Source organism: Massilia sp. W12 (genome assembly GCF_037300705.1).
Taxonomy (GTDB): domain Bacteria; phylum Pseudomonadota; class Gammaproteobacteria; order Burkholderiales; family Burkholderiaceae_D; genus JACPVY01.
The window spans coordinates 1,414,359-1,432,484 of record NZ_CP147776.1 but is presented as its reverse complement, the minus strand read 5'-3'; the positions used below and the strand labels follow the sequence as shown (position 1 = coordinate 1,432,484).

At 61.7% G+C, this 18,126-nt stretch carries 5 protein-coding genes; all 5 read left to right on the top strand.

All coding sequences use genetic code 11. The features are described from left to right. The first annotated feature begins 9 nt into the window (after positions 1-9). Complete coding sequence (locus V8J88_RS05765; protein ID WP_338848364.1) at positions 10-276, top strand: hypothetical protein; 267 nt, start codon at positions 10-12, stop codon at positions 274-276. Further along, complete coding sequence (locus tag V8J88_RS05760) at positions 273-1,427, top strand: acyl-CoA dehydrogenase family protein (RefSeq protein ID WP_338848362.1); 1,155 nt, start codon at positions 273-275, stop codon at positions 1,425-1,427. Before V8J88_RS05765 ends, V8J88_RS05760 begins: the two co-directional genes overlap by 4 nt. A 31-nt stretch (positions 1,428-1,458) precedes the next feature. Then, positions 1,459-11,919, top strand: coding sequence for an amino acid adenylation domain-containing protein (locus V8J88_RS05755; RefSeq protein WP_338848361.1), 10,461 nt, complete (start codon positions 1,459-1,461; stop codon positions 11,917-11,919). 20 nt (positions 11,920-11,939) lie between these two features. After that, the gene (gene fabD / locus V8J88_RS05750; RefSeq protein WP_338848360.1) at positions 11,940-13,196 is read left to right on the top strand and encodes an ACP S-malonyltransferase; all 1,257 of its coding nucleotides are present in this window, start codon (positions 11,940-11,942) and stop codon (positions 13,194-13,196) included. 73 nt (positions 13,197-13,269) lie between these two features. Then, on the top strand, positions 13,270-18,108 hold the full coding sequence (locus V8J88_RS05745; RefSeq protein WP_338848359.1) for an SDR family NAD(P)-dependent oxidoreductase: 4,839 nt from the start codon (positions 13,270-13,272) through the stop codon (positions 18,106-18,108). Positions 18,109-18,126 lie beyond the last annotated feature (18 nt).

Below are 18,126 nucleotides of genomic sequence, written 5' to 3'. Positions count from 1 at the left end.
GGGACGCAAATGAGCCACGATGAAAACACCATGCGCAGCAAAATCCGCCAATTCATTGAAAGCAATATGAACGTCGATGATGACGTCGAATTGCAAGACGATGACAATATTTTCAGCAAAGGCTATGTCAGCTCGATCTTCGCCATGCGCCTGCTGACCTTTTTGGAAAATCTGGCCGGCATCAGCGTCGCCGATGACGATATCGTGCTGCCCAATTTCAGCACGGTGGACGCGATGATAGGCTTGATCAACAAAAGCCGCGCAGGTGCGGCATGAGTGCTGAACACGCCTTGGTCACACGGGCGCGCGCCTTTGCGCAAGAGGTGTTGCGCCCGCAAGCCGGTCAGTTTGACCGCGAACAGGGAGTGCCACGCGCAGTATTGCAGCAAATGGCGCAGGAAGGCTTTTTAGGCGCGCCCTTGCCGCAGGAATACGGCGGGGCCGGCCTGGACGCCTTGAACTGGGGCTGGCTGTCGCATGAAATCGGCAAGGGTTGCAGCTCTGCACGCGCACTCCTGACGGTGCATTCGAGCTTAGTCGGCGAAACCCTGGCGCGCTTAGGCAATGCCGCGCAAAAAGAAAAATACCTGCCGCGCATGGCGCGCGGCGAGCTGCTGGCCTGTTTCGCCTTGACCGAACCGGAAGTCGGCTCCGACGCCGCATCCGCCAAGACCAGCTACCAGCTGCAAGCCGATGGCAGTTACCAGATCAGCGGACATAAAAAATGGATCACCTATGGTGCGCTGGCGGATTTGATGCTGGTGTTTGCGAATGGCGAACAAGGGGGCTGCGCGTTTTTAGTCGAACGCGGCGCCGCCGGCCTGGAAACGCGCCCGATGCGCGATTTGCTGGCCAGCCGGGGCGCACATCTGGCGTATATCGACTTCGCCAACACGCCAGTCGCCGCCAGCGCCATGCTGGGCAAACCGGGCGCCGGTTTTTCCTTTGTCGCCAACACCGCCCTGTTCTATGGCCGTTGCAGCATCGCCTGGGCTGGCGTGTCCCTGCTTGAAGCGGCGCTGGAAGAAATGGCGACTTATGCGCGCAACCGCGAGCAAGGCGGCAAAAAACTGCGCCAGCACCAGATGATCCAGCACATGATCGCCGATGCGGTCAGCGCCGCGCACAGCGCGCGCGCCCTGTGTGAGCGGGTCGCGCGCATGCGCATGGAAAACAACGACGACGCGGTGACAGAAGCGAATATCGCCAAATATCACAGCTCGACTTTGGCCATGAAAGTCTGCACCGAAGCCGTGCAATTGTTTGGCGGCAATGGCATCGCGCCGGAATACCCGGTCGAACGCCTGTTCCGCGAAGCCAAGGTCTTGGAAATCATCGAAGGTTCTTCACAAATTCAGCAACAGATGATTTCCGATTACGCCGTGCGCCGTTACCGCCTGCCGGGCAAAGGCCGCAGCGCGCAATAACAACCGTCAAGAAAGCAGTGAGGAAGCCGGGATGAAGCATAGCAATCTGTATCAAGCCTTGCAGCAAGCCGCGCAAGGCGCACATGGCGTGTATCTGGTCGAAGGCTCGCAAGAAGAAAGCTTCCTGTCCTATCACGAATTGCAACAGCAGGCGCTGGGGATTCTGGCTGCGCTGCAGGCGCAGGGCGTGCAAGCCGGCCATGAACTGATTCTGCAATGCTCCAATCTGGCCAGCATGATACCGGTGCACTGGGCCTGTATCGCCGGCGGCATCATCTCGGTGCCGCTGGAATTGGGAGAACAGGCGGCCGCCATCGACAAGGTGTTGTCGGTGTGGGGCGTGCTGGAACATCCCTGGCTGTATTGCGATGATGCGGCGCGCGTCACGCAAAAAATCGGCGGCCATGCGCAAAACACCGGCCGCGCCGCGCTGTGGCAGGAAATTGAAGCGCGCCTGCTAAATCCCACCCCTTTGAAGGCCAGCGCCGCCGCACTGCCCAACCCCGGCCTGGACGATCTGGCCTTCATCCAATTTTCCTCCGGTTCGACCGGCACGCCCAAGGGTGTGCGCATGTCGCACCGCAATTTGCTGACCAATGTCGGCGATATTCTCGGCTCGATTGCATTCCAGCCGGAGCAACGCTTTTTAACCTGGAAGCCGATCACACACGACTTCGCGATGATCGCCTTCCATCTGACCCCGGTGGTGGCGGACGCCGATCAGGTGCATTTGAGCACCGACGCCTTTGTCTGGAACCCGACATTGTGGTTTGCGATGGTGGATAAATATCGCGCCGCCATCCTCGGTTCGCCGAATTTCGGCTATCGCCACTTTTTGAAACTGTTCAAACGCGGACGCGGCAAAAAACCGCAATGGGATCTGTCCTGCGTGCGCGTGATCATCAACGGGGCGGAACCGATCTCGCAGGAATTATGTGAAGAATTCCTGAGCGAAATGGCGCCTTACGGCTTGCCGCGACAAGCCATGAAACCCGCCTACGGCCTGGCCGAAGCAACCCTGATCGTCAGCCTGTGCCCGCAGCAGGAATCCGGTCTGCGCTCCTTAAACCTGGACCGCCGCCATCTGAGCGCAGGCGAAGCCGCGCGCATCGTCGCCGCCGATGACGCCAACGCCGCCAATTTTGTCGATTGCGGCCTGCCCTATCCGCACACCCAGGTCAGAATCACCGACAGTGCGCGTCAGGCCCTGCCGCCGGGACACATCGGCCATATCGAGATCCGTGGCCCGGCCGTCAGCAATGGCTATTACCGCAACCCTGCCGCGACTGCCGCCACGATCGACGCCGAAGGCTGGCTCAACACCCAGGATCTGGGCTTATTGCACGAGGGCCGCTTACATGTAGTGGGCCGGGTCAAGGAAATGATCATCATCGGCGGCGTAAATTATTTCCCGCACGATATCGAACAGGCGATTTTGCGCGCCAAGGGTGAAAACCAGCTCAATAAATACATTGCCTGCGGCGCCTTCGATGCGCAACAAGGCAGCGAGCAATTGCTGATCTTTATTTATCACAAAAAGAGCGAAGGCGATTTCGCCACCCTGGCGCGCGAAGTGCGTCAGATTGTGCGTCAAACCTTTGGTCTGGACATCCTGCACGTCGTGCCGGTGGCGCGGATTCCGAAAACCACCAGCGGCAAAGTGCAGCGCTATCTGCTGGTGCAGGAATTGCGCGATGGCAAATATGACGCCGCCCTGACTGATCTGGGCGAGCAGCGCAGCCTGGGCCAGACTGCGCCCGCCCCTGCGCCGAAGCCCCCGGCCAGCGCCGACAGCGGCCTGGCTGCGGATGAAGCGATTTTGCAGCAAGCCTGCAGCGTCGCCGCACGTCTGTTGGATGTCGCCAGCATTGACCCTGACCGCTCTTTCTTTGAGCTTGGCTTTACTTCTTTACGCCTGCTGAATCTGAAAAACGCGCTGGAAGAAAGCTTCCAGGTCGAACTCGACAGCACCAGCGCGCTCGACTTTCCCACCGTGCGCAAGCTGGCCGGCGTGATTGCGCAAGCGCGCCGCGCCGCGCGCGCGAGCGCCAGCGCGCCCAGCCCGCTGCCGCTGCAAATTACCCACAGCCAGGCGGAAATCGCGATTGTCGCCTGCGCCTGCCGCTTCCCGGCCAGCCCGACCCCTGCCGCCTATTGGGACACGCTGCGGCAAGGGCGCGATCCGGTGCGGCCCATGCCGGCGGAACGCTGGCAAGCCGATCCGCAGCAGGCCGAGCCGCTGACTACGCGCGAAGGCGGTTTTCTGGATGGCATCGACCAATTCGACCCGCTGTTTTTCAATATTTCCCCGGCAGAAGCGCAAGCGCTTGATCCACAACACCGCCTGCTGCTGGAAGTCGCGCATGAAGCGCTGGAAAACGCCGGCTGGGCCCCATCTGCGCTGCAAGGCGTGCGCGGCGGCGTGTTTATCGGCATCTCCACCAATGAATACCAAAGCATCGCGCGTGAACAGGGCGAGCCGACCGGCCCGTACAGCTTCACCGGCTCGATGTTCAACACCGCCGCCGGGCGCCTTTCCTACACCTTCGGCTTGCAGGGGCCGTGTGTGGCGATAGACACCGCCTGCTCTTCATCGCTGGTGGCGGTGGCGCAAGCCATGCGCGAATTGCGCGCCGGCAGCTGCGATATGGCTTTGGCCGGCGGCGTCAGCATGATTTTGAAGCCGGACGGGCATATCAGTTTTTCGCGCTTGAATGCGCTCGCAGCCAGCAACCGTTGCAGAAGTTTTGACGACAGCGCCGATGGCTATATCCGCAGCGAAGGCTGCGGCATCGTGGTCATGAAACGCTTGAGTGACGCCGAGCGCGACGGCGACCGCATCCTGGCCATCGTCAAAGGCGCCGCCATGAACCACAATGGGCGCAGCGGCGGCTTGACCGTGCCCAGCGGCCCGGCGCAGCAAAGCTTGATTGAACAGGCGTTGCAAGACGCCGGTCTGGCGGCGGATGAAATCGATTATGTCGAGGCGCATGGCTCCGGCACCCGGCTGGGCGACCCGCAAGAATTGAACGCCTTGGCGCAAGTGTTTAAAAAACGCAGCCGCCCGCTCAAAATCGGCAGCGTCAAATCCAATCTCGGCCATCTGGAAAGCGCCGCCGGCGTGGCCGGCCTGATCAAGCTGATTCTGATGTTGAATGCGCGCGAATTTGCGCCGAATCTGCATTTCCATCAAGGCAACCGCCTGCTGGACTGGAGCCGCCTGCCGCTGCAAGTGGTGGACCGCGCGCAGCCTTGGGAAAAACAGGGCCGGCGCGCCGCCGGCATCAGCTCATTTGGCATCAATGGCAGCAATGCGCATCTGATTTTGCAGGAATATCAGGGGCCGGCCGGCGCCGCTGCGCCGGCTGAGCGCGCGGCCTGGCTGTTCAGCCTGAGCGCGAAAAGCCCGGCAGCGCTGCGCCAGATGGCGCAAGACTTCGCCGCTCTGGCTGAGCGCGCACGCCAAGGCGGCGCGGCGCCAAGCTTGGGACAAGTCTGCCGCGCCGTGAATTACACCCGCAGCAGCCACGATTGCCGCTACGCCACCGTGGTCAACAGCTATGAGCAATTGGAAAAACGGCTGCGCAAAGTTGCGCAAGATCCGGATCCGGGCGTGACCGCGAAGAGCCAGCTGAAAATCGGCTTTTTGTTCACCGGCCAAGGTTCGCTGTATCCGCAAATCGCCGCCTCTTTGCTGCGTGATGCGCCGGAATTCGCCAGCGCCTTTGCCGAATGCGACGCCCTGTTCGCAGCGCATTTGCAAGCCAGCCTGCGCGACATCGCCAGCAGCAGCGAAGATGAACGCCTGCGCCAGCCGCTGTATGCGCAAGCCCTGATTTTCTGCGTCGAATACGCCTTATGCCGCCTGTGGCAAGCGCTGGGCGTGCGCCCCGCCCTGTTGATGGGACACAGCATTGGCGAATATGTGGCGGCCTGCGAAGCCGGCGTGCTGAGTCTGGGCCAGGCAGTGCAGATGGTGGCCTTGCGCGGCCGCCTGATGCAAGACGCGCCGGCTGACGGCGCCATGCTGGGCGTGCTGGCCGATCAAGCCACGGTTGAGCGCATGCTGGCCGAGCATCCGAATGTCTGGGTGGCGGCGGTCAACACCGCCGAAAATGTCACGGTGAGCGGGGAGAAGCAAGCGGTGGCGGGCTTTGCCCAGGCCGCGCGCAAAGCCCGCATCTTCACCGAAAACCTGCCGATGCAACACGCCTTCCACACGCCGCATATGCAAGCCAGCGCGCAGGAATTGGCGGCCGCCTTGCAGCACAGCGTATTCCACGATCCGCGTCTGCCGCTGGTGTCAAGCCAGAGCGGGCAACTGATTCAGCACGGACAAGAGATAGGCCAGGCTTATTGGAGCCGCCATCTGTGCCAGCCGGTGCTGTTTTTGCAAGCCCTGCAATGCGCCCTGGCGCAAGAAGTCGATGTGTTTATTGAAATCGGCGGCACAGCAGCGCTGTCCGGCCTGGGTGCGCAAATTGTCAAAGACGAAAAAATCAGCTTCCTGCCCTCGCTGCGCGATGGGCGCGACGCCTGGGAGCAAATGCAACAAAGCGCGGCTGCGCTGTGGTTGCGCGGCCAGTCCCTGCACTGGCATGCCCTGTATGGCGAAACTGCGCGCAGCACACCCGGCGGCTGCGCCCTCGATCTGCCCAACACCGCATGGCAGCGCAGCCGTTATTGGCATGTGCTGGATGCGGCGCGCGCCATGCCGCTGGCGATCAGCCACAAGCACGCCAGCACAACGCTCGTCGCAGCGGCGGAAACACAGGGCGGGCGTCAGCTTGACGCCGACTTCATCAGCGCAGAAATCAGCGAAACCATCAGCATGGTGACAGGCGTGCCGCAAGCCGATGTCGGCCCGGACGCACATCTGTTCTCGCTCGGCATTGATTCGCTGATGCTGACCCAGATCGATAAACGTCTGGTCAAACGCTTTGGCGTGGAAATCCCGGTCAAACTGTTCTTCTCAGAGCTGGACAGCCCGCAAAAAATCGCCCGCCATATCCTGGCCAATTTAAGTCCGGCCACGCGCAGCGCGCTGCAAGCCGAGCTGGCCCCGACGCCCGCCGCCGCGCCCGCCGCCGCCATCCTGCCGGCTGGCGCTGCGCCAGCCGGCGCCGCCGCGCCGGCAGCCGCCCCCGGCAGCGCGCTGGAGGCGCTGATTCAAAGCCAGCTCAATTTGATGCGCGAGCAATTAGCCCTGCTGCGCGGCGAAGGCGCTCAGGCTGGCGGCGCAGCTGACAGCGCCGCCCCGGCCCGCCCGGCGCGGCGGGCACAGACCCCGGCCAATCCCAGCCATCAATTGCAAGAAAAGAACGCCCTGCGCGACATCACCTTGCATGAAGAAGACGTCACCCCGCTGCAACTCGAATTCATCCGCCAGCTGGCGCAGCAAATCACAGATAAAACCCCGCAATCGCGCGCCTATGCGACGCGTTACCGGGGTGTGCTGGCGGACTGGATTGCGACCCTCAATTTCAGCCTGACCACCAAGGAAATGGCCTACCCCATCGTCTCGGCGCGCTCGAAAGGCGCGTATTTCTGGGATCAGGATGGCAACCGTTATATCGACACTGCCTGCGGCTATGGCGCGATGTTTTTCGGCCACAACCCCGACTTCATCGTACAAGCCCTGCAAGAGCAAATCGCCGAAGGCTTTGAACTCGGCCCGCAATCGGATATCGCCGGCGAAGTGGCCAGCTTAATCGCCGAATTGACCGGCGCCGAGCGGGTCGCCTTTTGCAATTCCGGCACCGAGGCGGTGATGGTGGCGGTGCGCCTGGCGCGCGCAGTCACACGGCGCAATAAAGTGGTGCGCTTTATCAATTCGTATCACGGCAGCGCAGACACCGTGTTAGCCGACGCCGGCGAAGAAGGCGCCGTGCCGGTGGCGCCGGGGATTTTGCCGGCGGCGGTGGAAGACACCGTGGTCTTGCACTATGGCAGCCCGGGTTCGCTGCAAGCCATCCGCGCCCTGGGCGAAGACTTGGCGGCGGTGCTGGTGGAGCCGGTGCAAAGCCGCAATCCGGAAAATTATTCGCAAGACTATTTGCAGCAATTGCGCGCTATCACCAGCGAGCTGGGCGCCGCGCTGATCTTTGATGAAATGATCACCGGTTTTCGCAGCGATCCGGGCGGGGTGCAAAAACTGTTCGGCGTGCGCGCCGATCTGGCCACCTACGGCAAAGTGGTGGGCGGCGGCATGCCGATTGGCGTGGTGGCGGGTTCAGCCTGGTATATGGATGCGATTGACGGCGGCGCATGGCAATTTGGCGACCGCTCCGGCCCCTCGCGCGAAACCACCTTCTTTGCCGGCACCTTCTGCAAACATCCGCTGGCGATGGCGGCGGCGCGCGCGGTGCTGCTGCGCTTGAAGTCGGAAGGCGCGACCTTAATCGCCAAGGTCAACCGCTTAACCCAGGACTTTATCGAACAGGCCAACGCCTTTTTTGAGGCGGAAGAAATCCCGATCCGCGCCTTGCGCTTCGGTTCACTGTACCGCTTTGAAAACCGGCCCTCGCGCGATCCGGCCCGCATCTCGCTGGAAATGAATTTGCTGTTCAAATATTTATTGCTGGACGGGGTGTACTTCTGGGAACGCCGCACCGCCTTTTTCTCACTGGCGCACAGCGAAGAAGATGCGGCGCAGATTTTGCAGGCGATCAAACGCGCCTGCGCTGCGCTGCGCGCCGGCGGGTTTGAATTCCGCGCCGCGCGCGCGCCGCAAAGCAGCGCCGCCGCCCTGCCGGCCCCAAGCCCGGCCCCGCTGTCCTACCCGCTGTCCAGCGAAGAACGGCGCATGTATGTGCTGAGCTTGATGAAAGGCGGCGAAGACGCCTACCACGTCAGCGGCGCTTTGCGTCTGCGCGGGCCGCTGCAAAAAACGCGTCTGGAACAGGCTTTGCGCATGCTGACCGCACGCCACCCGACCATGCGCACCGCCTATGTGTTCCAGCAAGGCGGCATCTGGCACCGCTGCGAAGAACAAATCGATTTGCCGCTGCTGCATGCCGAATTAAGCCCGGGCCAAAGCCTGGATGCGCATTTGAATAATCTGGTGCAAAGCTTTGATCTGGCCCGCGCGCCGCTGTGGCGCGCAGCGCTGGTGCGCATCACTGACCAGGAACATGTCTTGCTGCTGGACATGCATCATTTGATTTCGGACGGCATCTCGATGTCTATCCTGATCGAAGAAATGTTCCGCTTGTACCAAGGCGAATCCTTAAGCCCGGTGGCGGCGCATTACGCCGATTTCGTGGCCTGGGAACAAAAATTTGTGCAAACCGCGCAATACCGCGCCCAGCTCGACTGGTGGCAGCAGCGCCTCACGCCCATGCCGCCGCTGCTCGAATTGCCGGCCGACTTTGCGCGTCCGCCGCAAAACGACTTCGCCGGCGGCGTGGTGCGCTTTGTGCTGGGGGCCGAATTCCAGCAAGGGGTGAAAGCCATGGCGCGCGCGCAGCGCGCCACCCCCTTCATGCTCTTGCTCTCCACTTATTTCCTGTTCCTGCACAAACTCAGCCTGCAGGAAGATATTTGCATCGGCGCCCCGTTTGACCGCCGCCGCCATGGCAATTTTGAGCAAACCGTGGGCATGTTCGCGCAAACCCTGATTGTGCGCGCGCAACCGCAGGCAAATGTGCGCTTTGATCAATTGCTGGAAGAAGTGCGCAACGCCTGCACCGATGCGTATGACCATTCCGATTGCTCGCTGGAAGAAATTGTGGATCGCTTGAAGCTGACGCGCGACTTCAGCCGCAATCCGCTGTTTGACACCATGTTCATCTTTGAAAATGGCAACCGGCGCTTATACGCCAGCCAGGATTTGCAAGTTGAACCGATCTCCCTGCCGATGCGCGGCTCGCCCTTTGATTTGACGCTGGAAATCACCGAAGAAGGCGACAACTTCCACTGCGCCCTGATCTACGCCAGCCGCTTATTCCAACCGCAAACGGTAGAGCGCTGGGCCGGCCACTACCGCTGGCTGTTGCAACAGGTCTTGCAGGATTCGCAGCAAAGCCTCTCGACCTACCAGGTGGTGGACCCGGCGCAACGCCTGCGCCTGCTGGATGAATTCAACCGCAGCCAGCGCAACTGGACGCAACAAGGCACGCTGGCGCAACTGCTGCGCAAGAGCGCGCAAAACCATGCGCAATTGCCGGCGCTGACCTTTGGCAGCCAGATCCTGTCTTACGCCAAACTCGACGCCTACGCCCACAATCTGGCGCAACACATCTTGCAAGCCGGCGTCACGCCGGGCGAGCTGGTCGGGATTTTGCTGCCGCGCGGGCCTGGCATGATCGCCTCCATGCTGGCGGTCTTGATGGCCGGGGCCGCGTATGTGCCACTGGACCCGGACTACCCGCCGGCACGCCTGCAACATATGTTGCAAGCCGGCGGCATGCGCATCCTGCTGGGCGATGCCGGCCTGGCGCAAGCCGCCGGCTTCTCCGGCTTGCTGCTGGAGCCGGAAAGCTTGCGCAACCATGAAATCGAAGCGCGCGAACTGCCCGTCAGCGCGCCGGAAGATTTGGCGTATGTGATTTTCACCTCCGGCTCGACCGGCGCGCCCAAGGGCGTGATGCTGGAACAGCGCAGCGTCTTGAATTTCCTGTTCAGCATGGAAGAAAAATTGGGCCTGCCGGCGCAAGCGCGCACCCTGGGCTTAACCACGATTTCTTTCGATATCTTTGTGCTGGAAGTCTTCCTCACACTGCTGCGCGGCGGCTGCCTGTGCTTAGCCTCGGAACAACAGCAGCGCGACCCGCAGGCGCTCGCCAATCTGCTGCAACAACAGCAGGTGCAGGTAATGCAAGCCACCCCCAGCCGGCTGCAAATGCTGCTCTCGCAAAACAGCCCGCAACAGGCTTTAGGCGGCTTGCACACCCTGCTGGTCGGCGGCGAAGCGCTGCCGCCGGCGCTCTTGACGCAATTGCAAAGCGTATCGGGCTTGCGCATCTTCAATGTGTATGGCCCGACTGAAACCACGGTCTGGTCAAGCATCAAAGACTTGAGCCAGGCCAGCCAGGTCAGCTTGGGCGGGCCGCTCGCCAACACCCGCCTGTATGTGCTGGATGGCGAACGCCAATTGCGCCCGATCGGCTGCCATGGCGAGCTGTACATCGCCGGCGAAGGCTTGGCGCGCGGCTATTTGCATGACGCCGAAAAAACCGCCGCCGCCTTTGTCCCCGACCCCTTTGCGCCGGGCGAGAAAATGTACCGCACCGGCGATCTGGCGGCCTGGACTGCTGACGGCAATTTACTGTACCGGGGACGCAGCGATAATCAGATCAAATTGCGCGGCTACCGGATTGAAATCGGTGAAATTGAACATGTGCTGCAAAGCCACCCGGAAGTGCGCCAGGGCGCAGTCGCGGTGCGCGAATTAAGCAGCGGCAATCCGGTGTTAGTCGGTTATTGTGTGGCGCAGGACAGTGCGGTGCGCGCCAATCTGGCGGCGCGCCTGCGTCAACATTGCGCCCAAGCCCTGCCCGACTACATGACGCCGGCCTTCATCATGGTCTTGGATGAATTGCCCAGCACGCCGAATGGCAAGCTGGACAGACGCGCCCTGCCGGCCCTGCCGCAAATGGAAGAAGACAGCATGGAAGCGCCGTTTACGCCCGACGCGCTGGAAGCGGAAATTTTAGCGGTGTGGCAAGAAATTTTAGGCGCGCGCCGCATCGGCCCGCGTGACAGCTTCTTTGATGTCGGCGGCAATTCCTTCAGCCTGGTGGCGATGCATGGACGCTTATCGGAAAAATATCCGGACGCGCTGGAAGTGGCGGACATCTTCGCCAACCCGACCATTGCCGCGCTCAAAGCGCAGATTGAAGCGCACCAGCAAAACAGCATGGCGCTGCCGGAAATTTTGTTGCCGGGCGTGTTTTTCGCCGCCGCCGGGGCCGGCGCCGCAGCAGAAAACATCAGCGCCGCGCTGGACGCCGACGCCAGCCGCCGCCTGCAGGCGCAAGCGCAGGAAATGGCTTTAAGCCCGGCTGAATTTTCCTGCGTGCTGTTCCTGCTGTATCTGCACAAACTCTTGAATCTGCAGGAATGCAGTCTGCCGACCGCACTCGGCGCACCGCACACCAGCCAGATGCTGGCGATTGACTTCAAGCAGGCCAAGAGCGTAGCCGGACTGTCCCAGCAGTTACGCCAGGCGCAAGCCAAGGCGCCCTTGCGCACCCTGGCCGGCAATCCGGCGCGCGAAGGCATGCAACATGGCGCCCTGATGCTGTTCGCCAGCGGCAATGCGCTGCCGGACAAAGAACGCGCAGGACATGATCTGGTGTTGCGCATGCGTCAGCAGGCCGGCGCCCTGATGTTCAGCCTGGACTATGACGCCAGCCGGCTGGACGGGGCCAGACTCAAGCCCTTCCTGCTGAATTATTTAAAACTCATCAAAGCCCTGCTTGGCAGCCGTCTGCCGCCGAGTGAGGCCAAAGCTGAAGAAAAATCGGCCATGCTGGCCGCAGAAAAATAACTTTTTGGGAGTTCGCGACAATGAAACGAATAGCCATCCTGTTTTCCGGCCAAGGTTCGCAATATGTTGGTATGGGCAAACGCCTGTATGAGAAAGACGAAGCGAGCCGCACTCTGTTCGATCAGGTCTGCGCACTGCCAGGGCTGGACTTGCGTCAACTCTGCTTTTCCGGCCCCGCAGACAGCTTGAATCAAACCGAAAACACACAAGCCGCCCTGCTCTTGTGCAGCGTGCTGGATTATCGCCACTTCCAGGCCCGCACCGGCTTGCAGCCGCATTTGCTGGCCGGGCATTCGCTGGGCGAGCTGAGCGCGCTCACCGCCGCCGATGCGATTTCGCTGGAAGACGGGCTGCGTTTAGCGCGTGCGCGCGGGCTGGCCATGAGCCGCTGCGCAGCGGCGCAAAAAACCGGCATGCAAGCCGTCACCAAACTGGCTTTGGCCAAGGTGGAGGAAGTGTGCGCCGGCGTGCCTGGCTTTGGCGCTGAATTTGTGGTCGCCAACTACAACGCGCCCAACCAATGCGTGCTGTCCGGCGCTGCGCCTGCGCTGGAACGCGCCGCCGAAGCCCTGAAAAAAGCCGGCGCCACCATCATTCCGCTCAAAGTCAGCGGCGCCTTCCACAGCCCGTATATGCAAGGCGCGGCGGAGGAATTTGCGCGCGCGCTGGAAGAAACCGAGATCCGCCGCCCGCGCATTCCGGTGCTGGCGAATGTGGATGGGCAATTGCACGGCGACCCGCAAGCGATCCGCCAATCGCTGCTCAAGCAATTGGTCAGCCCGGTGCGCTGGACAGATTGCATGCTGTATTTGCGCGCTGAAGGGATTGACTGCTATCTGGAAGCCGGCCCGCGCGCTGTGCTGCGCAAGCTGGCGCAGGCGAATGTGCCGGGCGCGCAAGCCTTCGCGCTGGACGATGAGGAAGACCAGGAAGGCATTGAACAAGCCTTTGCCGCCGATCTGCGCGCTATGCATGAAAAACCGTCCCTGATCGGTAAATGTATGGCGGTGGCGGTGGCCACCCGCAACAATAACTGGGATGACGCGGCCTACCAGCAGGGCGTGGTGCAGCCGTATCAAAGACTGCAAGCGCTGCAAGAAGAAATCGAGCGCAATGCGCGCGAAGCCAGCCCGGAAGAATTGCGCGAGGCGCTGGACTTGCTGGGCAAGATTTTCGCCACCAAGGGCGCACCGATGGAAGAGCGGGCCTGGCGTTTAAACCAGATCCTGGAAGTCAGCGCTTGCAAAGCCCAATTCGCCGATTACCGCTTTGCATAAACGCCAGCGCAGCAACGCAACGCTTCGCGCTGCGTAAAAAAACCAGCGGCTAAGCCGCCAGTGGAGAATAACAATGAAGACCTTAGCAGAGGCCGATCTGTCATCGCTCGAATTGGGCGATTTGCTCTCGCTTGCTGATGAAGACAGCGCCGCCGACGGCGTGCAATTGGAGCCGGCGGCGGCGCGCGGCGCGCATGAAATCGCGATCATCGGCTTATCCGGCAAAATCGCCAGTTGCGCCGACCTGGATGCGTTCTGGGAATTATTGCGCGATGGCAAAATGACCCGGCGCAGTCTGCCGCATGCGCGCCAGGCCGATGTCGATGAATTTTTGCGTTTGAAGGGCGCCCAGCATTCCAGCCGTGCAGTGCACTATTTTAAAGAGTCATATCTGACCGATATCGACCGCTTTGACCACCGTTTTTTCGGCATGGCCAAGCAGGAAGCGAATCTGACCGACCCTAACCAGCGCATGTTTCTGGAAGCCGCCTGCGGCGCGCTGGAACACGCCGGTTATGGCGGCGCGGCGCTCAAAGGGCGGCGCTGCGGCGTGTTTGTCGGTTTTTCGGCGGATTTCGGCGACGCCTACCGCGACATTGTGCGCACCCTGGCTCCGGACGCGCCGGAAGTGGCGGTGGTCGGCAATGTCAAATCCATCATCGCCGCGCGCATCGCCTACCACCTCGATCTGCACGGGCCGTCGATGATGATCGACACTGCCTGCTCTTCCGGCCTGGTGGCGGTGCATCAAGCCTGCCGCGCGCTGCAAAACGGCGATTGCGATGTGGCCTTAGCCGGCGCGGTCAAAATTGATCTGGTGCCGGTGGCGGACGATCCGCAAACCAAGGTCGGCGTCAAAGATATCCAGGCCACCATGGCCAGCGATGGCCGCACCAAAACCTTTGACGATGACAGCGAAGGCACTTCCGGCGCGGAAGGCGTGGTGGCGTTTGTATTAAAGCCGCTGGCCGCCGCGCAGCGCGATGGCGACACCATTCACGCCGTGATTTTAGGCAGCGCCATCAATCAGGACGGGCAATCAGTCGGCATCACCGCGCCGAATATGGCGGCGCAGGAAGATTTGATTGTGAAAGCGCTGGAAGATGCGCAAATCCACCCGGAAACCGTGTCGTATATCGAGGCGCACGGCACCGCTACCAAGCTGGGCGACCCGGTCGAAGTGGCCGGCATCACGCGCGCCTTCCGCCATTTCACCAAGCGCAACCAGTTTTGCGCCATCGGCAGCGTGAAAACCAATATCGGCCATATGGATAACGCCGCCGGCGTGGCCGGTCTGGCCAAGCTGGTGTTGGCCCTGCGTCACCGCAGCCTGCCGGCCAGCCTGAATTTCAACCGGCCCAACCGCAATATCAATTTCCCGCAATCGCCGCTGTATGTGAATGACCGCTTTTGCACCTGGCTGGGCGAACCCGGCCAGCCGCTGCGGGCCGGCATCAATTCCTTTGGTTTGAGCGGCACCAACTGCCATGTGATCGTGCAGGAAGCGCCGGCGGCGCCAGCGCGCAGCAGCGCCAACGGGCCGTTTTTACTGCCGCTGGCGGCCGCCAGCGAGCACGCGCTGGAACGCCTGTTGCAAGCCTGGCATAAGCATTTGCAGTACTGGGATGGCGCGCTGCAGGATCTGTGCTTTACCGCCGCCACCGGGCGCGGCCATCATAATCACCGCGCCGCCCTGCTGTTTTCCAGTCTGGACGAATTGCGCACGCAACTGGCGCACAGCTTGGCGCATGCGCGCGCCGATGGCGCGGAAGGCGCCGAAAGCGCCCATGCGCCCGGCGTCGCCTTTGGCTTTTACCGGGTGGTGGACGACAAACGCGCACAAAGCCGTGAAGATGGGCAAATCAGCGAAAGCGATAAAAAACAGCTCGACCGTCAGGCGCAGGAACTGGGTTTGGCGTTTGCGCGCGCCGATGCGCCCAACCGCGCCCGCCTCATGCAAGAAGCGCAGCAACTGTATGTGCGCGGCGCGGATCTGGAATGGGAACAATGGTTCACCGGCATGGATTGCCGCCGCATTCCGCTGCCGACCTATCCCTTTGCCGCCACCCGTTGCTGGGTGGAAGTGAGCGATCTGGGCACGCGCGCCGCCGGCCATGCGCCGGCCAAGCAATTCCGCCATCCCCTGCTCGACCGCTTAGCCGCCAGCAGCTATCAATTCCAGCTCTACGAAACCATGCTGGGGGCCGCCTCGCATTGGGAATTGGGCGAACACAAGGTCAAGGGACACTATGTGCTGCCCGGCACGGCGTATATCGAAATGCTGCTGGAAGTCGGCGCGCGCCTGCATGGCGGGCCTGGGGTGCCGGCGATGCAACTCGAACAGCTGGTGTTTTTACGCCCCTTCATGCTGGAAGGAGAAGAAAGACGCGCACTGCAACTGAGCTTGCTGGAACAGGATGGCGCGCACAAGGTGCGCGTGCTCAGCTGTGTTGACGGCGAATGGCAGGTGCATGCCGAAGCGATTCTGCGCTTAACCCCCGAAGCCACGCCCGACACCCGTTTGCGCGACGCCGCCAGTTTGCTGACGCATCTGCCGGAGCGCATGATCTACACCAGCAAGGACGACGCCAGCCGTGGCCTGGAAATCGGCGCGCGCTGGAATAAATCGGTACAGGAAGGCTGGTTCAATACGCAAGGCACGGAAGTGCTGGTGCGCTTATCTCTGCCCGACATCTACCAATACGAAAACGCGCTGTATCACTTCCATCCGGCCCTGCTGGACACCGCCGTCAACGCCGCCAACCATCTGGTTGGCGATGGCGGTCTGTACCTGCCCTTCGCCTACCGCCGGCTGCAGATTTTGCAGCGCCTGCCTTCCGAATTCTGGGTGCATTTGAAGAAGAAGGAAGAAGCGGTCGAAAGCATCGAAGCCTTCCACTTCGATATTGAATTGTTTGATCTGCATGGTCATTTATGCGCCCGGGTCAACGACTACACGGTGAAACTGGTGGCCGAAGGCGAGTTGGGCGGCACGGCGCGCGAAAGTCACATGCATGCGCTGCAACTGGCCGAGTGCGCACTGGGGCCGGACAGCGCAGCCTTGCCGCCGGGCGCGATTCTGCTGGCGCATGGTCTGCACAGCGCGCCGCAAACCATGCACGCGCTGTTGCAACAAGCTTATCCGGAACGCCGCATCATCGATTTGCCGGCCAGCGGCAGCGATTATGCGCGCGCGCTGGCGGCAATCGACACGCCGCTTGCCGCCGTGCTGTATTTAAGCCCGGCGGCAAGCGAGAGCGCGCACGAGGCCGCCCTGCTGCAAGCCGATCCGGCGCAACTGCTGAATGAGTTTTACCACTTCAACAGCGCCTGCATGCAAGCGCGCCTGCGCGTAGCCGGCAATTATCTGCTGTACTGCCAGCACGCCTTCAATGTGGCTGATCATGGGGCCCCGGTGCGGCCCGAACAAAGCGCGCTGGCGGCCTTGGCGCGCATCGTGCGGCTGGAAAACCCGCAAATGAAATGGCGCTGCTTTGACAGCGACGGCACGCTCGACGCCGCGCAGCTGGCGGCCCAACTCCAAGCGCAGGACGGACTCGATCATGCGGTGTACCGTCAGCAAGTGCGCTACCGCGAGCGGCTGCAAAGCATTGCGCGGATTGAGCGCGCCCGCTTCAGCCCGCGTCATGAAGGCGTGTATGTGATCACCGGCGGCCTGGGCGCACTCGGCCTGGAGCTGGCCGGCTGGCTCACGCGCAAAGGCGCGGTGAATCTGGCGCTGATTTCCAGCACCGGCCTGCCGCAGCGCGATGAGTGGGATGACATCGTGAATGACGATAGCGAAATCAGCCCGGCGGCGGAAAAAGTGCGGCGCAGCATCGCCAGTGTGCTGGCGCTGGAAAAAGCCGGCAGCCGGGTCGAATTCATCGCCGCCGACAGCGGCGATATGGCGCGCATGCAAGAAGTGTTGCAGGATTTGCGGCGCGAATATGGCCGCATCAACGGTGTGGTGCACGCTGCGGGCCGCGCCGGCGACGGCTTTTTGCACAACAAACCGCATGATGTGTTTGCCCGCGTCTTGCGCCCGAAAGTGGACGGGGCCTGGGTCTTGCATCAATTGACGCTGGGCGATCCGCTCGACTTTTTCATCATGTATTCCTCAGTCGCCACCGTGCTGCGCAGCCCGGGACAGAGCGATTACACTGCCGCGAACGCCTATCTGGACGGCTTGGCGCACTACCGCCGCAGCATTGGCCTGTGCGGGATTACGCTGTGCTGGCCGGCCTGGCGCGAAGTCGGCATTGCGGTCGAATATGGCGCGGTGGATGAAAATGAATTCTTTGCGCCGATTGACAATAAAGAAGCGCTGGAATTGATGGAACAGGTCTTGTGCGATGAAGGCGAATTGCCGCCGGTCTTGATTTTGAGTGAAATCAATGCGCGCGCCAATCTTGCCGCCATCGAAAATCTGCACATCGAAGTTGATGATGGCATCCGCGCCCGCTTTGCACGCCCGGCGGCGCGCAAGAGCGCGTCAAGCGAAGGCGGCAGCGCCAGCGAGGTGGCGATTGACGGCATGGAAGCCGATGAGGTGACGCAACAACTGGCGCGCCTGTGGGGTCGCATCCTCGGCTTGCATGAGCTGGGCGCGGATGAACATTTTGCCGATTATGGCGGCAACTCCATCCTCACCACCCAGCTGTATACCGAACTCGACCGGCTCTGGCCTGGAACGGTGGATGTGGTGGACCTGTTCAGCTACACCACCTTGCGCACGCAAAGCGCCTTCATTCACAAGGCGCTGGGACTGAGCGAAACGCCTGCCGCCGGCACGCCAGCGGCGGCCCCGATCACGCTGCCGGCGGCAAATGAAGATGAGGAAATGGATCGCATTCTCGCGCTCTTGGCGCAAGGCGATATTTCGGCGGAAGAAGCCCAGAAACTGCTGTAAGCGCTACGCACAATCAGG

Excerpts from the sequence above, each read along its gene's own strand:
- V8J88_RS05765 (WP_338848364.1), top strand. The coding sequence starts at position 10 with ATGAGCCACGATGAAAACACCATGCGCAGCAAAATCCGCCAATTCATT.
- V8J88_RS05760 (WP_338848362.1), top strand. The coding sequence starts at position 273 with ATGAGTGCTGAACACGCCTTGGTCACACGGGCGCGCGCCTTTGCGCAA.
- V8J88_RS05755 (WP_338848361.1), top strand. The coding sequence starts at position 1,459 with ATGAAGCATAGCAATCTGTATCAAGCCTTGCAGCAAGCCGCGCAAGGC.
- fabD (WP_338848360.1), top strand. The coding sequence starts at position 11,940 with ATGAAACGAATAGCCATCCTGTTTTCCGGCCAAGGTTCGCAATATGTT.
- V8J88_RS05745 (WP_338848359.1), top strand. The coding sequence starts at position 13,270 with ATGAAGACCTTAGCAGAGGCCGATCTGTCATCGCTCGAATTGGGCGAT.